The organism is Bacillus sp. ISL-46, assembly GCF_018613205.1.
Genome location: NZ_JAGGQR010000049.1, coordinates 84,894 through 100,812, shown reverse-complemented (window position 1 = coordinate 100,812; position 15,919 = coordinate 84,894). Strand labels below are relative to the sequence as shown.

Below are 15,919 nucleotides of genomic sequence, written 5' to 3'. Positions count from 1 at the left end.
TGAGCCTGGATTCCAAGCTCATTTTTTTAATGGTTATTTACTTGCAAGTTCATATTGCTCTATTTTATCCTCGTACGTTAAGGTAACTCCAATTTCATCCCAGCCATTAAGCAGCATGACTTTTGGATACGGGGCAATTTCGAATGTAACCTTAAAGCCTTCGTTATCATAAACCACTTGATTCTCAAGGTCTACGGTTAATTGGTATTCTTCGGATTCAGCTTTTTTAATAATGTACTGAACTTGTTCGTCACTAACCTGGATAGGGAGAATCCCATTTTTTACACAATTGTTTTTAAAAATATCTGCATAACTTGGGGCAATGACAATTTTAAAGCCAAAATCTTGAACTGCCCATGGAGCGTGCTCACGAGAGGAGCCGCAGCCAAAGTTTTCACCAGCAACCAAAATCGATGCGCCTTTATATTTTGGATCATTCAGAGAAAAATCAGGACGAAGATTTCCATTGTCATCAAAACGCCAATGATAAAACAGGAATTGTCCAAAGCCGCTGCGTTCAATCCGCTTTAAAAACTGCTTTGGGATAATTTGGTCAGTATCAATGTTTGACCGGTTTAATGGATAAACAAGGCCTTGATGGGTTTTTAAAGGTTCCATATATTATCTAACCTCCTGTGCTGCAGTAAATTGTCGAACATCAACGAAGTGGCCTGCAACAGCGGCCGCGGCTGCCATTTCAGGACTGACCAGATGGGTTCTGGCCCCGTTACCTTGGCGCCCTTCAAAATTTCGGTTAGAAGTAGATGCGCAGCGTTCCCCCGGTGGAACGATATCATCATTCATCGCAAGGCACATGCTGCAGCCAGCCTCGCGCCATTCAAAGCCTGCATCCGTAAAGACTTTATCAAGTCCTTCTTTTTCTGCCGCAAGCTTAACGCTAAATGAACCAGGAACAACGATGGCGGTAACAGATGGGCTGACCTTTAAGCCCCGTATAACCTCAGCTGCACTTCGTAAGTCGCTTATGCGCGAATTAGTGCAAGAACCGATGAAAACATGGTCAATTTTTACACTTGAAATAGGCTGACCTGCTTCAAGGCCCATGTATTCAAGCGCACGGTTAATCTCGTCCTTCTCGCTTGTCTTCTCAGTTTCATCAGGGTTTGGTACATTGGAAGTAATTGGAATACACATTCCTGGATTTGTTCCCCACGTTACCTGTGGTTCAACTTCGGCTGCTTCAATTTCAACAACCCGATCATAGGCAGCATCTTCATCCGTAGCAAGAGCCTTCCATTGTGCAACTGCTTCTTCAAACGCTTCACCTTGAGGGACATGCCGTCTTCCTCTTAAGTATTCAAAAGTGGTTTCATCCGGAGTAATAAGCCCGGCTCTAGCGCCCGCCTCAATGGACATGTTACAAACGGTCATTCGTTCTTCCATGGAGAGGGCGCGGATGGCTTCACCTGTATATTCCATCACATAGCCAGTTCCAAATTGGACACCGAATTTACCGATAATGGCAAGAATTAAGTCTTTAGCAGTTACGCCAGTACCTAGCTTTCCGTTCACTTTTACATTTAACGTTTTAGGCGGTGCTTGCCAAAGTGTTTGTGTTGCAAGAACATGCTCAACCTCACTTGTACCAATTCCAAAAGCAAGTGCACCAAATGCACCATGTGTAGAGGTATGACTATCACCGCAAACAATCGTTTTACCAGGCTGGGTAAGACCAAGTTCAGGTCCAATTACATGGACAATCCCGTTATCAGGATGATGAATATCAGCGAGTGTAATCCCGAATTCCTGACAATTCTCTTGCAGTGTATCGATTTGTTTTTTTGAAATAGGGTCATTGATTACAAGACGCTGGCGAGTTGGAACATTATGATCCATCGTTGCGAAAGTAAGGTCCGGTCGTCGCACCTTGCGCCCGTTCATTCGCAAGCCCTCAAATGCCTGAGGAGAGGTTACTTCGTGAACAAGGTGTAAATCAATATATAATAAATCCGGCTTTCCTTCTTCTTGATGTACAACATGCTTTTCCCAAATTTTTTGGATAATATTTTTTGGTGTTTGCATAGCGTCCTTCCTCACATTTATGAATTTTATTGTATGACTAACTAACAAATATTTTGGATAAATTTAGGGGTAAATCGCAACAAAGACGATTTACCCACCCAATCAATCATTAAAAATAACAGCTGGCGATACATTTCGAAGCGTTTTGCGATTTAATATAATCTGCAATAAGCTTAGTCATTTCCGCTGTCCCAACAAGGCGTCCATTTGCAACTTGAAGATCGCCTGTGTGGAAGCCAGCATCTAAAACCGATTGGACAGCATCTTCAATCACTTTTGCTTCGTCATTCAATTGGAAGGAATAGCGAAGCATCAGTGCTGCAGACAAAATCATTGCAACTGGATTGGCTATACCCTTACCAGCGATATCTGGGGCAGAGCCATGAACAGGCTCATAAAGACCAACCCCACTTTCATTTAAACTAGCAGAAGGAAGCATACCTAATGATCCTGTGATTACTGAGGCTTCATCGCTTAAAATGTCACCAAATAGATTCTCCGTTACGATTACGTCGAACTGAGTTGGGTTTGTGATTAATTTCATAGCAGCAGCATCTACTAAAACATGTTCAACGGCTACATCTGGATACTGAGCTTTTTTCTCTTCGACAATTTCGCGCCATAGCTTACTGGATTCAAGTACATTTGCTTTATCAACCGAAGTAAGATGACCGCTGCGCTGCTGGGCTGCTTGAAAGCCCTTATCGACAATTCTTTCAATCTCTTGACGAGAATAAACAAGCGTGTCTACAACGGAGTTTCCGTTGTCGCGGCGTTCACTTGGTGTTCCGAAATAAAGGCCGCCAGTTAATTCACGAACGATAAGGAGGTCGCTCCCAGAGACTACTTCTTCCTTTAAGGGTGATGCATGAAGAAGGTTTTTAAATCCTTTGATCGGCCTTAAATTCGCATATAAATCAAGTGCCTTCCGGATTCCAAGCAAGCCTCGTTCAGGACGTAAATGGGAGGGATTGGTATCCCATTTTGGCCCCCCAACAGCACCCAGCAAGACCGCATCTGCCTGTTTACAAGCATTAACGGTTGTTTCAGGAAGCGGTGTGCCGTAAAGGTCAATGGCTGCTCCTCCGATTTCATGGCTTTCAAAGCTAAAAGTATGATTGTATTCTTCAGCAATTGCATTTAACACGTCTTTTGCAGAGTTAATAACTTCCTTACCAATGCCATCACCGGGAAGTAAGACAATTCGTTTTTTCATTAGAAGCAACCTCCTCATTTTTTGTTTGATTTTTTATATTTTCGCCGTTTCCTTCACAGTTGAACTTTGGTTGAAAAATACACGATTCACTGCATTCAAGAATGATTTTGCTGATGCTTCCAGAACATCCTGTGCTGAACCACGGCCGGTTACAGGTGATCCGTTTACTGTCATTTTGACATGAACCTCAGCAAGTGCATCACGTCCTTGACCGATCGAGCTTAATCTAAAATCAGTAAGATGGATTTCTTCTTTAATCAATGCTTCTAAGGTATTCATTAAAGCTTCGACACTGCCTGAGCCTGTGCGCGCCGTTTCCACGCGAATACCTTCGGGAGTGGTTAGCGCCACAGTTGCGGTTGGCAAGTTTGCTGAACCGTAATGGACTTGGAAGGCAACCAGTTCATATTTTTTAATATCAACAGCCGTTGTTTGGATATCGGTTAAAATTGCAAATAAATCTTCGTCTGTTACTTCTTTCTTACGATCGGTTAATAGTTTAAAAGCAGTAAACGCTTCGACTAGTTTTTCGTCCGAGAGTTCAAAGCCCATTTGCTCAATTTTATCTTTGAATGCATGGCGGCCGGAATGTTTGCCAAGAACTAAATCATTAGATTTAACCCCTACTAATTCAGGCGTAATAATCTCATAGGTTAACGTATTTTTTAAGACGCCATCCTGGTGGATCCCTGATTCATGTGCGAAGGCATTTTTTCCAACAACTGCTTTATTCGGAGGAACAATCATACCTGTAAAGCGGCTGACAAGGTCACTCGTGCGTTTTATTTCTTTTAACACGAGATTCGTAGTATAAGGATACTTATCTTTACGAATATTTAAGGCAACTCCAATTTCCTCTAAAGCTGCATTACCTGCGCGTTCTCCAATTCCATTAATCGTACCCTCGACTTGCGTAACCCCGTTTTCGATAGCAGCTAGGGAATTGGCAACGGCCATCCCTAAGTCATCATGACAATGGCAAGATAATGCTGCTTTATGAATATTTGGAACGTTGTCGCGGATGTAGCGGAACATGCGTCCATATTCTTCTGGTGTGGTATATCCGACTGTATCCGGAAGATTGATGACTGTTGCACCAGCATCGATGACCTTGGTAATAATTTGAACAAGAAAATCAAGGTCAGAGCGAGAAGCATCTTCAGCGGACCACTCAATATGCGGGAAGTTCCGTTTAGCATATGAAACCATGTCTACCGCTATTTGGGTGACTTCCTCAGGTGTTTTCATCAGTTTATATTGCATATGGATAGGAGAGGTGGCAAGGAAAACATGCAACCTTGGTTCTGCAGCATCTTTTAACGCATCCCACGCAATGTCAATGTCCGATTTCGTCGCTCTTGCCAGGCCTGTGACTGATACATTTTTAATATTCCGGGCGATTGCTCTTACTGCTTCAAAATCACCTTGGGAGGAAGCCGGGAAGCCGGCCTCCATAATGTCAACACCAAACCGTTCAAGTTGTCTTGCGATTTCCAATTTTTCAAGCTGGTTTAAATTTACACCAGGGGACTGTTCGCCATCGCGTAATGTCGTATCGAAGATGTTAACGTGAACCATTTACCACCACTTCTTTCTTTGCATTTACTGGTTTGTTTTTAATAAACGGCATTAATGCACGAAGCTCACGACCTACTTGTTCAATTTGGTGATTGTTTTCAGCGCGATTAATTGCGTTGAATTGTGGGCGGTTTGCTTGGTTTTCAAGGATCCAGCCTTTAGCAAACACACCAGTTTGGATATCTGTTAATACGTCCTTCATCCGTGCTTTGGTATCCGCATTTACGACACGTGGTCCAGAAACGAAATCTCCCCATTGTGCAGTATCGGAGATTGAATAGCGCATATTTTCAAAGCCACCTTCATATAAAAGGTCAACGATTAATTTTAATTCATGTAAACACTCAAAGTAGGCAACTTCAGGCTGATAACCAGCTTCAACAAGAGTTTCAAATCCAGCTTTGATAAGGGCAGTAGTTCCGCCGCAAAGAACAGCTTGTTCTCCAAAAAGATCTGTTTCTGTTTCTTCTTGGAAGGTAGTTTCTAAAACACCTGCACGGGCTGAGCCAATACCTTTTGCATAGGCAAGGGCAAGATCACGTGCTTGACCAGTGTAGTCTTGATAAACTGCGTAAAGTGCTGGTACACCAGCGCCTTCAGTGTAAGTACGACGTACTAAATGACCTGGGCCTTTTGGTGCTACTAAAAATACGTCTACATCTGCAGGAGGAACGATTTGGCTAAAGTGAACATTGAAACCATGGGCAAAAACAAGGGCTTTACCTGCTTTAAGGTGTTGTTCGATGCTTTCTTTGTAAACCTTTGGCTGCATTTCATCAGGAAGAAGAACCATAATAACGTCAGCTGCTGCAGCTGCCTCTGCAACTGAAGTAACTTCAACGCCATCTTCAACTGCTTTATCCCATGATTTTCCGCCTCTTAATCCAACTACTACATCAAAACCGCTCTCTTTTAAATTAAGTGCATGTGCATGACCTTGTGAACCATATCCAATTACTGCGATTTTCTTTCCTTGTAAAACCTCTTCTTGAATATCTCCGTTATATAGTACTTTTGCCATGATCTATCATCCTTTCAAGGTAAATTATTATTTTTGTAGGGTGTGGTGAGTTAGTTCGTTTACGTGCGGTTGATGCCCGCGTAAAAGGGCGGTCAACCCTGTTCTGGCAATTTCTTTAATTCCATAAGGGCGAAGCAATTCTAGTAATGCATCGATTTTTTCAGGTTTGCCGGTGATTTGAACGGCTAAGCTATCCTTACTTACGTCAATAACAATCGCACGAAATGGATCAATAATTCCGTTAATCTCACTGCGGAGCTGGCTGCTGCTGGCTACTTTAATCAAGGCCAATTCGCGGACAACGACTGCTTTATCAGTAATATCAGAAACCTTTAAAACATCAATCTGTTTATTGAGTTGCTTTGTCACTTGTTCGAGACGCTGTTCATCTTCAATCTCGACAACCAGGGTCATTCTTGAAACACCTTCCGTTTCTGTTGGACCAACGGAAATACTTTCAATATTGAATTGCCGTCTTTGCAAAAGTCCAGTAACGCGGTTGAGTACACCGGCTCGATCCTGAACGGTTGCGGTTATGATTCGTTTCATGGTTTCACCCCAATCATTTCATGGATTCCTTTGCCAGGAGCAATCATTGGGAATACTTTCTCTTGTTGAAGTACACGGCAATCAACTAATACCGGACCATTATGAGCAAATACTTCCGGTAAAACAGTGATCAGTTCTTCTTGATTATTAACCCGATAACCCTTAATCGAATAGCTGTCTGCAAGTTTGACAAAATCAGGCTGTGTATGAAGGATCGATTCTGAAATACGGTTTCCGTGTAATAGTTCCTGCCATTGGCGAACCATTCCAAGTGCGCCGTTGTTGACAATAATGATTTTTACAGGAAGGTTTCTTTCATAAATAATCGATAATTCCTGAAGTGTCATTTGAAAACCGCCATCTCCAACAATTGCAACAACGGTACTATCCGGTGCGGCAATTTGTGCGCCAATCGCAGCAGGGAAGCCAAAGCCCATTGTTCCAAGTCCGCCAGAGGTAATCCAGCGGTGCGGCTCTTTAAAAGTGTAATACTGTGCTGCCCACATTTGGTGCTGCCCTACATCGGTTGCGACGATGGCGTCACCGTTAGTTACTTTATGGACTGCTTCAATGACCCATTGCGGACACATTCCGTTTGGATCATGCTTATACCAAAGCGGATATTCCTGCTTGTTTTGGCTCAGTTTTTCCAGCCACTCAGCAGAATTTGGTGATTCAATCGCTTGATCAAGCAGTTCAGTAAGTGCCTCTTTCGTATCAGAAACGATTGGGAGATTTGTTGGAATATTTTTACCAATTTCGGCTGGATCGATGTCAATATGGGCAACCTTCGCAAAAGGTGCGAAGTGTTTAAGATTACCTGTTAGTCTGTCATCGAAGCGGGCTCCAAAATTGATAAGCAGATCACATTCGTAAATGGCCATGTTAGCTGCATATGTTCCGTGCATTCCACCCATTCCTAACGAGAGGGGATGATCTGCCGGAAAAGTACCAAGTCCAAGTAAAGTTGTGACCACCGGGATCTGGTGTTTTTCCGCCAAAGCTGTTAGTTCAGCAGAGGCTTTCCCATGGAGAACACCTGCGCCTGAAAGAATTACAGGCTTGATCGCCTTTGAAATCGAATCGGCAAGCTTTTTAATTTGTAATGGATTTGGCTTTGTTGTTGGCTGGTATCCAGGTAAATTAATGCTCGCTTCTTCTGGTTCCTCAGTTAAAAATCCTGCGGAAATATCTTTAGGGACATCGACTAAGACGGGCCCTGGTCGTCCGGTAGAAGCGATATGAAAAGCTTCCTTGACGATGCGTGGTAAGTCCTCGATAGATTGTACCTGATAGTTATGTTTAGTGATTGGTGTTGTAATCGCCATAACATCAGCCTCTTGGAAGGCGTCAGTTCCAATGACACTTCGTGCAACCTGACCTGTGAATATAACAAGCGGCAGGGAATCCATCATCGCATCAGTTATTCCTGTCACAAGGTTGGTTGCCCCAGGTCCTGATGTGGCAAGAACGACTCCAGGTTTCCCTGTAACTCGGGCATACCCTTCAGCTGCATGGATCATTCCTTGTTCATGTCGGAAGAGAACATGCTTGATTGTACCCTGGGCGCGGTAAATGGCATCATAGATTGGAAGGACGGCACCCCCGGGATATCCAAACAGCGTTTCCACACCTTCTTTTTTCAGTAAGTCGATGAGAAGGTCTGCACCGGTTCTCGGCTCTGTTGTAGTTTGGACCTCAAGCTTTTTTGCTTCTACTTTCACGTCATAATCCCTCCTTAAGGGTAAAAATTGAATGTAGATGTCGGAAAATAGTGATTTGTCATTTTTGTATTATAATATAGAAATTTGTAAATAAACAGAAAATTTTGTTGGAAAAACGTCGGAATTTGACAATAAATCTTTATGCATAGTCAAAAAGGCCCATTCTCCACGAATTAACTGCAAAAACGAAAACATAAGCAGAATAATCGGGGAGAAAAGGCCTTTCATTTTCTCGGTACCACCCGGTTTTACAGTATCCTTACGAATACTGCCTTATGAAGCGATCCACTAAAACATAGAACGCTTCTTTTTGTAACAGGTGCTCTAAGATATGCACCCGACTGAGCCTACTAAAGTCAGGACCGTTCGGCTCAACACTCAGGGATGATGTCGGAATAAGTTGTATTACTGGGCTTCCAGCAACCCCAGCTCTCTGAAAATACTAAATCTTATTCCTTTATTCCCGTCATCGATTTATTCGCTATTTTTTTGTCAAAAGATCTTCATTTAACGCTTTTAGTACCTTAACTTCCTTAGGAAGGGGAGGGGTACTACGAATTCCCATTGGTATTTCTAAAATTTCATAATGCCGCCAGTATTGGCAGATGTAACGAGTTTTGCATATTTTGCAAGGTAACCTGTTTTGATTTTTGGTTCAGGTTTCACCCATGCCTTACGTCTTTCTTCTAAAACTTCGTCATCAACTAGTAGTTGGATGGAGCGTGCTTCTAGCTCGATTAAGATTTTGTCACCATTTTCAACAAGGGCGATCGGACCGCCTTCAGCTGCTTCTGGTGAAATATGACCGATGGAGATTCCGCGGCTGGCACCAGAGAAGCGGCCATCAGTAATCAGCGCAACTTCTTTACCTAATCCACGACCCATAATAGCGGAAGTTGGAGCAAGCATTTCAGGCATTCCAGGACCGCCTTTTGGACCTTCATAGCGAATAACGACAACGTGTCCCGCTTGGACAGTGCCATTATTTATATTTTCTTGTGCTTCTTCCTGGGATTCAAAAACAATTGCTTCACCCAAGAATGTTTTAATGGATGGATCAACAGCACCAACCTTGATAACTCCACCATCTGGAGCAATGTTTCCATAAAGGATGGAAAGTCCACCAACTGGGCTATATGGATAGTCTTTACTCCGGATGACCTGTTCATTCGTGATTATTGCATCCTTGACATTCTCCTCAAGTGTCTTTCCAGTAATAGTTAAGCAGTTCTTATGCAGCGCGCCTTCAACTTTGTAAAGCTCATTAATAATTGCGCTAATCCCGCCAGCGCGATGTACATCGTCCATCGAGTAATCGGATGCTGGCATTATTTTTGCTAAATAAGGTACTTTTTCTGCAATTTTGTTAACATTACGCAAATCATATTCAATCCCAGCCTCATGAGCGATAGCCAGTGTATGAAGAACCGTGTTGGTTGATCCGCCCATGGCCATGTCTAGAGCAAATGCGTTATCAATTGCATCTTTTGTAATGATGTCACGTGGACGAATATTTTGTTTCACTAATTCAATTAAATGCCTTGCAGCTTGGCGAATTAATTCATGCCTTTGTTCTGAAGTTGCGACAATTGTTCCGTTTCCAGGAACAGTCATCCCTAAAACTTCCATAAGACAATTCATAGAGTTCGCTGTAAACATACCAGAACAAGATCCACAAGTAGGGCAAGCATTTGTTTCAATATCAAGCAATTCCTGTTGGCTGATTGTACCGTTATGGTAAGCACCAACGCCCTCAAAAACAGAAGTGAGGGAAAGGTTCTTTCCTGTCGATGGGGAAACTCCCGCTTCCATTGGGCCACCTGACACAAATACAGATGGGACGTTGGTTCTGGCTGCTGCCATTAACATTCCGGGTGTGATTTTATCACAGTTTGGAATGTAGAAAACACCATCGAACCAATGAGCGTTAATGACTGTTTCGGCACTATCGGCGATTATCTCGCGACTTGGCAAGGAGTAACGCATACCAATATGGCCCATTGCAATGCCGTCATCAACACCAATCGTATTAAATTCGAAAGGAATACCGCCAGCTTCACGGATGGCCTCTTTTACAATCTCACCGAAATGATTAAGGTGTTTATGTCCTGGAATAATTTCAATAAACGAGTTACAGACGCCAATAAATGGCTTTTCGAGATCACTCGTTTTTACCCCTGTTGCATATAAAAGGCTGCGGTGGGGTGCCCGATCAATTCCCTTTTTAATCATATCGCTACGCATATTAATTTAGCTCCTAACTGACGATTGCATGGTTTGAACCTGTTGGGTTACAAGCCACTCCGTCTGTTGTTACAATTTTCCTAAATTCTTCTAATAGAACTTTAGTAACTTCACCAGGTTTTCCATCACTAATTTTACGGCCATCCACATCAATAACTGCAATTACTTCTACAGCTGTTCCGGTTAAGAACACCTCGTCAGCCACATAGACATCATGTCTTGTGAATGGTGATTCACGGACATCAAAGCCCTTGGCTCTTGCAATATCTAGGATAGCGTTGCGGGTAATTCCTTCTAACGCCCCCAAATAAACAGGCGGGGTATAGATGGTACCATTTTTTACAATAAAGATATTGTCAGCTGAGCCTTCAGTAACATAACCTTGATCATTAAGCATTAATGCTTCCTCAACACCAGCTTGATTGGCCTCTAATTTTACTAGAATATTGTTTAAATAATTAAGTGATTTAATCTGTGGGCTTAGTACATCTGGGCGATTCCTTCGACTCGCAACAGATGCAATTTTAATTCCACGTTCGTAATACTCTTTAGGGTACATGCTAAGTTCTTCAGCAATAATAATGACGCTTGGTTTCGAGCAGGAAGAAGGGTCTAGGCCGAGATTCCCTTTTCCACGGGAAACAACGACACGAATATAGGCGCTTTCTAGCTGATTTTTTCTAATTGTCTCGATGATTAATTGAGTCATTTCCTCCTGTGTGTATGGAATATTCAGCATAATGGATTGTGCTGATTCATACAGTCTTTTCAGGTGAGCATCGAGTCTAAAGACGTTTCCGCTATAAACGCGTATCCCTTCAAACACACCATCACCATATAAAAAACCATGATCGAAAACTGAAACTACAGCATCTTCTTTCTTGACGAACTCGCCGCCAAGGAAAATCCATTGACTCCCCAACCTAACCACTCCTCTTTTATAATAGAACGCTTTTAATGATTAAACAAATTTTTTAAAAAGAATTGCCATACCCATCTCCAAATGGTGAGGAGCTATGGCTGTTATTGAATAGATGATTATTTTCGATAATCATACAACCAATCGAAAACATGGTCAATATAAAAATCTGACAATTCAAATAAATCAAAAAAGTTGATAGCGTTTACATTATTGTCCTGATAAGGAAAACAGCGAAAAAAATTTTTTTGAAATTTTTTTATTTTAAGGTTATTTTGTCCGCGAAATGGATTAAAACTGGGGGAATATTCAGAGGTAAGTAAGATGGAGGTGTTGTAAAGTCGATTGTATTTCAAACTTTAAATTTTTAATTCTTAACAAAAGAACACTAGTTTAAAATAGTGTTCTTAAGCTCAAAGCTTTGCAAGATGTTCATACACTTCTCGTAAATTACTATATCCGTTTTTTTGAGCTATTTTTAAATAGCTAGCCCAAATTTGCGCTGTCATGATCGCATCGCCAAGTGCATGGTGGCGATCTTTTATGGTAATCCCACATTTATGGCAGACTTCTTCAAGTGGTAATGATTTCATAGAGGAGTCGGATAGGCGAATTAAGAAAGACGTATCGATGATTCGATGTTCAAATCGAGTCTTTAACAGATCCCATGTCATTTTTTGCATAAAGGACTTTTCGTGTTTAGAGTGGTGTGCAACAAGGATATGGCTTTGTGCATACTTAAAAAATTGAATTAAGACATCTCTGGCATCTGGTGCATCCCGCAATTGATCTTCATGAATATTTGTTAAAGTTGAAATTTCTGCGGAAAGAGGAAGGTTTGATTTTACAAGGGAATAAAAAGTATTATTGTCCTCGATATGCTGACCGATCATTTTTACTGCTCCAATTGATAGGACACGATCTCCCTTTTCTGGATAAAACCCAGTGGTTTCCAAATCAAATACAACGACTTCTAATTCGTTAAGCGGGGTATCTAAGTTGTTTTTTACTTTCATTTCTTTCTGCAGCTGCCGGATGAACGAGAGCTGTTGTGGATTACTTTGTCCCTGAATTCCAGCATAAATATTAGAACTAAGCTTGCCGGAAATTAGCCTAAAGTATTGTGCTAAATCATTCATTCTCATGTTATCCCTCCTTTTCTATTAATTTTCTTACTGATTGATGAAGAGTTACACCATTTTTAATGATATCTTTTATTTCATTTTTTTGCTCTTTTGTTAGGATGTCGACCGGTAAATAGTGACCAGAATCATAGTCTGCTTGACTGGCAAATAGAAGACGATAGTTTAACAGTTTTAAAAACATAGCTGTATATATATCCTTGTCATGTATCTGTAGTTTGCTGAGCCTTGATAGGGTAGAGGTCTCCTGTAGATTTTCTTTCACTGCCAATAGACGAGCGGCATTCACATATGGAAAGAGGGCAGTCTCCTTTATATTTAGAGATCCAGTATGTACCCCATGGGTCTCTACTAATAGCTGACCTAATACGCCAATTCCTTTTTTGAAATGAAGAGTATTGTTTGACATTCTTGACAGAAGATGTTCTTTTTGAACGGTTTGATAAACAAAGGTCTTTAGTTGTTCCAAGAGTTGATGCTTTCCATAAAAAGAACGTCCATCAATAAAAATGAGTAGATACCGTAACGATTCCCAAGATGCCTCTAGTGCCAAGTTTTTTATTTGTTTCTCCCATTCGGAATGTGATTTACACCAGAACGGATTGCCTGACATGACACCGCCATCGCAATAAGGATACCCAACTTGATAAAGACCTTTTGAAATTTCCTTACCTAATGACAAAAAATAAGCTTTTGCTTCAGCAGTAGGATCGAGATAAACAATTCCATGGTCTTGGTCACTCCATACAGATTGTTCGAAACGTCCGGCACTCCCCATCACAAAGAAAGAAAAGGGAGACGGCGGTGGGCCATATCGAGCAAGAACCTCTTTTAGTGATATCTCCAATACCTGTTTAATTATGTTGTCATGAAGTTCGTTTAATTTAAAGTGATCTCTTGTAGCACCCTTCATGTGAAGTTTTCTATAATCTGCAATTGCTGAGTAGGTATTATCATTCATATTTTTCACCTCCTCTTAAAAAATCTAGAAGAGTGCAACCCCTAAATAGGAGTTGCACACTTTCTAGATTAATATTTATAGAGCCTTTGTTTGTTCTGTCTTAAGCAATTCTGGATAACCATAGCTTCCGTGCTCGCTAATATCTAAGCCAATAATCTCTTCTTCTTCTGTGACACGCAAGCCATTCATTGCTTTTTTAATAATTGCGAGCAAGATAAAGGATGCGACCAAGGCGAAGGCACCAGAGGCGATAACGCCTAATGCTTGAACCCCGAGCTGATGGAAGCCGCCACCATAAAATAATCCAGGTTTTCCGACAGTGGCTAATTCTTTTGTTGCAAAGAAACCAGTCGATAACGTTCCCCAGACACCTGCTGTACCATGTACAGATAGTGCTGCGATTGGATCATCAATTCCTTTTTTCTCAAAGAAGCGAATACTATAAAATACAAGAATACCAGAGATAAAACCAATCAGGACAGCGGCCCAAGTATCAACAAATGCACAAGAAGCAGTAATAGCTACGAGGCCTGCTAATGCACCATTTAACATCATTGGAACATCTGCCTTACCCAATACGATCCAAGAGATAATCATTGCTGCCACAGTACCGGCAGCAGCACCAAGGTTTGTGTTTAGTGCGACGAATCCAAAGAAACCCTTGTCAACGGATAATGTACTGCCCGCGTTAAATCCGAACCAACCAACCCATAAGAGTAAAACACTTAATGCCGTAAATACTTGGTTATGACCAGCTAAATTATTGGCGGAACCATCTTTATTAAATTTTCCGATACGTGGTTTTAATAGAATCGTAGCAGCCAATGCAGCCATAGCACCAGTTAAGTGAACAACGGTTGAACCGGCAAAATCTTGTTGACCAATCTCTGCTAACCAGCCGCCGCCCCAAATCCAGTGAGCAATTGGAGGATAAACAATAACAGAAAATAATACCGCGAATACGAGATATACAGCTAATTTTGCTCGTTCAGCAAAACCGCCAAATGCAATCGTTAAGGAAATACCTGCAAAAGCTAATTGGAACAAAAAGAAAACAGAACCAGAAAGTGATAAACTATCGATATCATAGCCTGAGTATAAGAAGTCAGAAAAGCCTATAAGTGCATTTCCTTTTCCGAAAATTAATCCAAATCCAACTGCCCAAAATACAATCGAGCTAATACTAAATGTGAGAATGGTTTTACCAGCAATATGTCCTGCGTTTTTCATGCGGGTGGAACCTGTTTCTAACAGGATGAACCCGCCAATCATTAAAATGACAAGTATTGCACCTAGCATTACCCAGAGACTGTTCATTAAGAATAAAGTATCCATTTATTTTCCCCCTTATGATTGATGTTAATTTTCTTAACATTCGGTATGCTAGTATTCTTACATGATTCTGAATCATTTTCTATAAGTCTGGAAGATAATCTTACATGGTTTTTAAAAGTGGTTAATCATCCTATGTAGTTCGTTAACTGGAGCTAGGGAAAGTAAGAGGTTATAAGAGATAAAGGAATGAAAAAGCCCATTCCTTATAGAAGGAATGGGACTGAAGGGTGAACTCCTTACTTTTTCCGGATACCAAATTGGGCGTTTAATTGTCCTTGGATCATCTGTCTGCGTACATCTTCTTGGTTGTGTTTCTTTTGTTCACGAAGCATTTCTTTCCTAATATCATGTGTTTGAATGCCGTCTTCAATTTTATTGGCAATGTCCATCAGTAGTTCAACATCTGAAAATGAAAATTTGCGGCTTCCTCCGGCAGACCTTTCAGGAAAAATAAGCTTTCGTTCTTCATAATACCGTATTTGTCGTTCGGAGAGACCGGTGAGGTCCCGAACAATCCCGATTGTAATAACTTTTTTATCTTTATATGATATGTCTTTTCCCATTTTTGTTTCTCACCACACCCTATTGTTTACAATAATTAATCAATTTGTTAATTACATGATATTATATGTTAGATTTTCTTACATTGGACTGGGTATTCATACTATTTTGCTTGTTTACCAGAAGAAGTTCTATGGAGTACATTCGTCATGATTTTGTTGGGGAAAATATTTTTTTGTATAGGCTTTCCAGTTCATTGAAGGTAAGAGAGTAAAGCTCGTGGTCAGAAGAATCAGAAATGCCTGAGTCTAACAACTTCATAATATAAAACTGCCTAAGGCGTTCGAGTCCTTTACGCAAATGAGTGGCCAACTTTCATCACCCCTTCAAACTGAAATTAATAATTTTGGAGTCTTCTTAAAAGCTCATTCGCCTGAGATCCCATTGTTTTCATGAGTTCTTCATACAACTCATCTCTTAATTTATCTAATTGAAGGATTCTTTCAGCTAGTTTTATATCATTTCTTCGATACATTTGAAATCCTCCTTTCTTTCCTTGTTTATAATGAAAAGTTAACTGAATTTTTGGTTCTTGTCAGTGGTTTTGTTAGATAAACTGACAGGAATTTTAAATCGTCATCCAAGATTGGGTAAAAGAATCTGACTATGTATGCTTGGGGAATAAA

Annotated in this window: 15 protein-coding genes; all 15 read right to left on the bottom strand. The window is 41.0% G+C overall.

The window, feature by feature from the left end; translation table 11 throughout:
• Positions 1-33 precede the first annotated feature (33 nt).
• The 15 genes from leuD to J7E67_RS23045 all read right to left on the bottom strand — a co-directional run bounded on the left by leuD (position 34) and on the right by J7E67_RS23045 (position 15,768).
• A complete protein-coding gene (gene leuD / locus J7E67_RS23115; RefSeq protein WP_214715219.1) occupies positions 34-618 on the bottom strand; it encodes a 3-isopropylmalate dehydratase small subunit in 585 nt (194 codons plus the stop codon).
• Between the two features lie 3 nt (positions 619-621).
• A complete protein-coding gene (leuC, locus tag J7E67_RS23110) occupies positions 622-2,043 on the bottom strand; it encodes a 3-isopropylmalate dehydratase large subunit (RefSeq protein WP_214715221.1) in 1,422 nt (473 codons plus the stop codon).
• A 109-nt stretch (positions 2,044-2,152) separates the two neighbouring features.
• The gene (gene leuB, locus J7E67_RS23105) at positions 2,153-3,259 is read right to left on the bottom strand and encodes a 3-isopropylmalate dehydrogenase (RefSeq protein WP_214715223.1); all 1,107 of its coding nucleotides are present in this window, start codon (positions 3,257-3,259) and stop codon (positions 2,153-2,155) included.
• Positions 3,260-3,292: 33 nt separating this feature from the next.
• A complete protein-coding gene (locus J7E67_RS23100; protein WP_168242129.1) occupies positions 3,293-4,837 on the bottom strand; it encodes a 2-isopropylmalate synthase in 1,545 nt (514 codons plus the stop codon).
• A complete protein-coding gene (gene ilvC / locus J7E67_RS23095; protein ID WP_214715225.1) occupies positions 4,824-5,858 on the bottom strand; it encodes a ketol-acid reductoisomerase in 1,035 nt (344 codons plus the stop codon). The genes J7E67_RS23100 and ilvC overlap by 14 nt, the downstream gene beginning before the upstream one ends.
• Positions 5,859-5,885: 27 nt before the next feature.
• A complete protein-coding gene (gene ilvN, locus J7E67_RS23090) occupies positions 5,886-6,407 on the bottom strand; it encodes an acetolactate synthase small subunit (RefSeq protein ID WP_214715227.1) in 522 nt (173 codons plus the stop codon).
• Positions 6,404-8,131, bottom strand: a complete 1,728-nt coding sequence (ilvB, locus tag J7E67_RS23085) for a biosynthetic-type acetolactate synthase large subunit (protein ID WP_214715229.1) — start codon at positions 8,129-8,131, stop codon at positions 6,404-6,406. The genes ilvN and ilvB overlap by 4 nt, the downstream gene beginning before the upstream one ends.
• A gap of 573 nt (positions 8,132-8,704) precedes the next feature.
• Positions 8,705-10,375, bottom strand: a complete 1,671-nt coding sequence (gene ilvD / locus J7E67_RS23080) for a dihydroxy-acid dehydratase (protein ID WP_214715231.1) — start codon at positions 10,373-10,375, stop codon at positions 8,705-8,707.
• 13 nt (positions 10,376-10,388) lie between these two features.
• Positions 10,389-11,297 (bottom strand): branched-chain-amino-acid transaminase, encoded by a 909-nt coding sequence (gene ilvE / locus J7E67_RS23075; RefSeq protein ID WP_214715233.1) that lies wholly within the window; start codon positions 11,295-11,297, stop codon positions 10,389-10,391.
• A gap of 410 nt (positions 11,298-11,707) precedes the next feature.
• On the bottom strand, positions 11,708-12,439 hold the full coding sequence (locus tag J7E67_RS23070) for an exonuclease domain-containing protein (protein WP_214715235.1): 732 nt from the start codon (positions 12,437-12,439) through the stop codon (positions 11,708-11,710).
• Between the two features lies 1 nt (position 12,440).
• Positions 12,441-13,397, bottom strand: a complete 957-nt coding sequence (locus J7E67_RS23065) for a DUF294 nucleotidyltransferase-like domain-containing protein (RefSeq protein ID WP_214715236.1) — start codon at positions 13,395-13,397, stop codon at positions 12,441-12,443.
• A 75-nt stretch (positions 13,398-13,472) separates the two neighbouring features.
• Positions 13,473-14,732, bottom strand: a complete 1,260-nt coding sequence (locus tag J7E67_RS23060) for an ammonium transporter (protein WP_214715237.1) — start codon at positions 14,730-14,732, stop codon at positions 13,473-13,475.
• Positions 14,733-14,968: 236 nt separating this feature from the next.
• Positions 14,969-15,295, bottom strand: coding sequence for a MerR family transcriptional regulator (locus tag J7E67_RS23055; RefSeq protein WP_214715238.1), 327 nt, complete (start codon positions 15,293-15,295; stop codon positions 14,969-14,971).
• Positions 15,296-15,440: 145 nt separating this feature from the next.
• Positions 15,441-15,593 carry a Fur-regulated basic protein FbpA gene (locus J7E67_RS32370; RefSeq protein ID WP_374197122.1) on the bottom strand — a complete coding sequence of 51 codons (153 nt, stop codon included), beginning with the start codon at positions 15,591-15,593 and terminating at the stop codon, positions 15,441-15,443.
• A 37-nt stretch (positions 15,594-15,630) separates the two neighbouring features.
• Positions 15,631-15,768: a hypothetical protein gene (locus J7E67_RS23045; RefSeq protein WP_166256179.1), complete on the bottom strand. Its 138-nt coding sequence runs from the start codon at positions 15,766-15,768 to the stop codon at positions 15,631-15,633.
• Between the last annotated feature and the right edge of the window lie 151 nt (positions 15,769-15,919).

Excerpts from the sequence above, each read along its gene's own strand:
- J7E67_RS23060 (WP_214715237.1), bottom strand. The coding sequence starts at position 14,732 with ATGGATACTTTATTCTTAATGAACAGTCTCTGGGTAATGCTAGGTGCA.
- J7E67_RS23055 (WP_214715238.1), bottom strand. The coding sequence starts at position 15,295 with ATGGGAAAAGACATATCATATAAAGATAAAAAAGTTATTACAATCGGG.
- ilvD (WP_214715231.1), bottom strand. The coding sequence starts at position 10,375 with ATGCGTAGCGATATGATTAAAAAGGGAATTGATCGGGCACCCCACCGC.
- leuD (WP_214715219.1), bottom strand. The coding sequence starts at position 618 with ATGGAACCTTTAAAAACCCATCAAGGCCTTGTTTATCCATTAAACCGG.
- J7E67_RS23065 (WP_214715236.1), bottom strand. The coding sequence starts at position 13,397 with ATGAATGATAATACCTACTCAGCAATTGCAGATTATAGAAAACTTCAC.
- J7E67_RS23070 (WP_214715235.1), bottom strand. The coding sequence starts at position 12,439 with ATGAGAATGAATGATTTAGCACAATACTTTAGGCTAATTTCCGGCAAG.
- leuB (WP_214715223.1), bottom strand. The coding sequence starts at position 3,259 with ATGAAAAAACGAATTGTCTTACTTCCCGGTGATGGCATTGGTAAGGAA.
- ilvN (WP_214715227.1), bottom strand. The coding sequence starts at position 6,407 with ATGAAACGAATCATAACCGCAACCGTTCAGGATCGAGCCGGTGTACTC.
- J7E67_RS23045 (WP_166256179.1), bottom strand. The coding sequence starts at position 15,768 with ATGTATCGAAGAAATGATATAAAACTAGCTGAAAGAATCCTTCAATTA.
- leuC (WP_214715221.1), bottom strand. The coding sequence starts at position 2,043 with ATGCAAACACCAAAAAATATTATCCAAAAAATTTGGGAAAAGCATGTT.
- J7E67_RS23100 (WP_168242129.1), bottom strand. The coding sequence starts at position 4,837 with ATGGTTCACGTTAACATCTTCGATACGACATTACGCGATGGCGAACAG.
- ilvC (WP_214715225.1), bottom strand. The coding sequence starts at position 5,858 with ATGGCAAAAGTACTATATAACGGAGATATTCAAGAAGAGGTTTTACAA.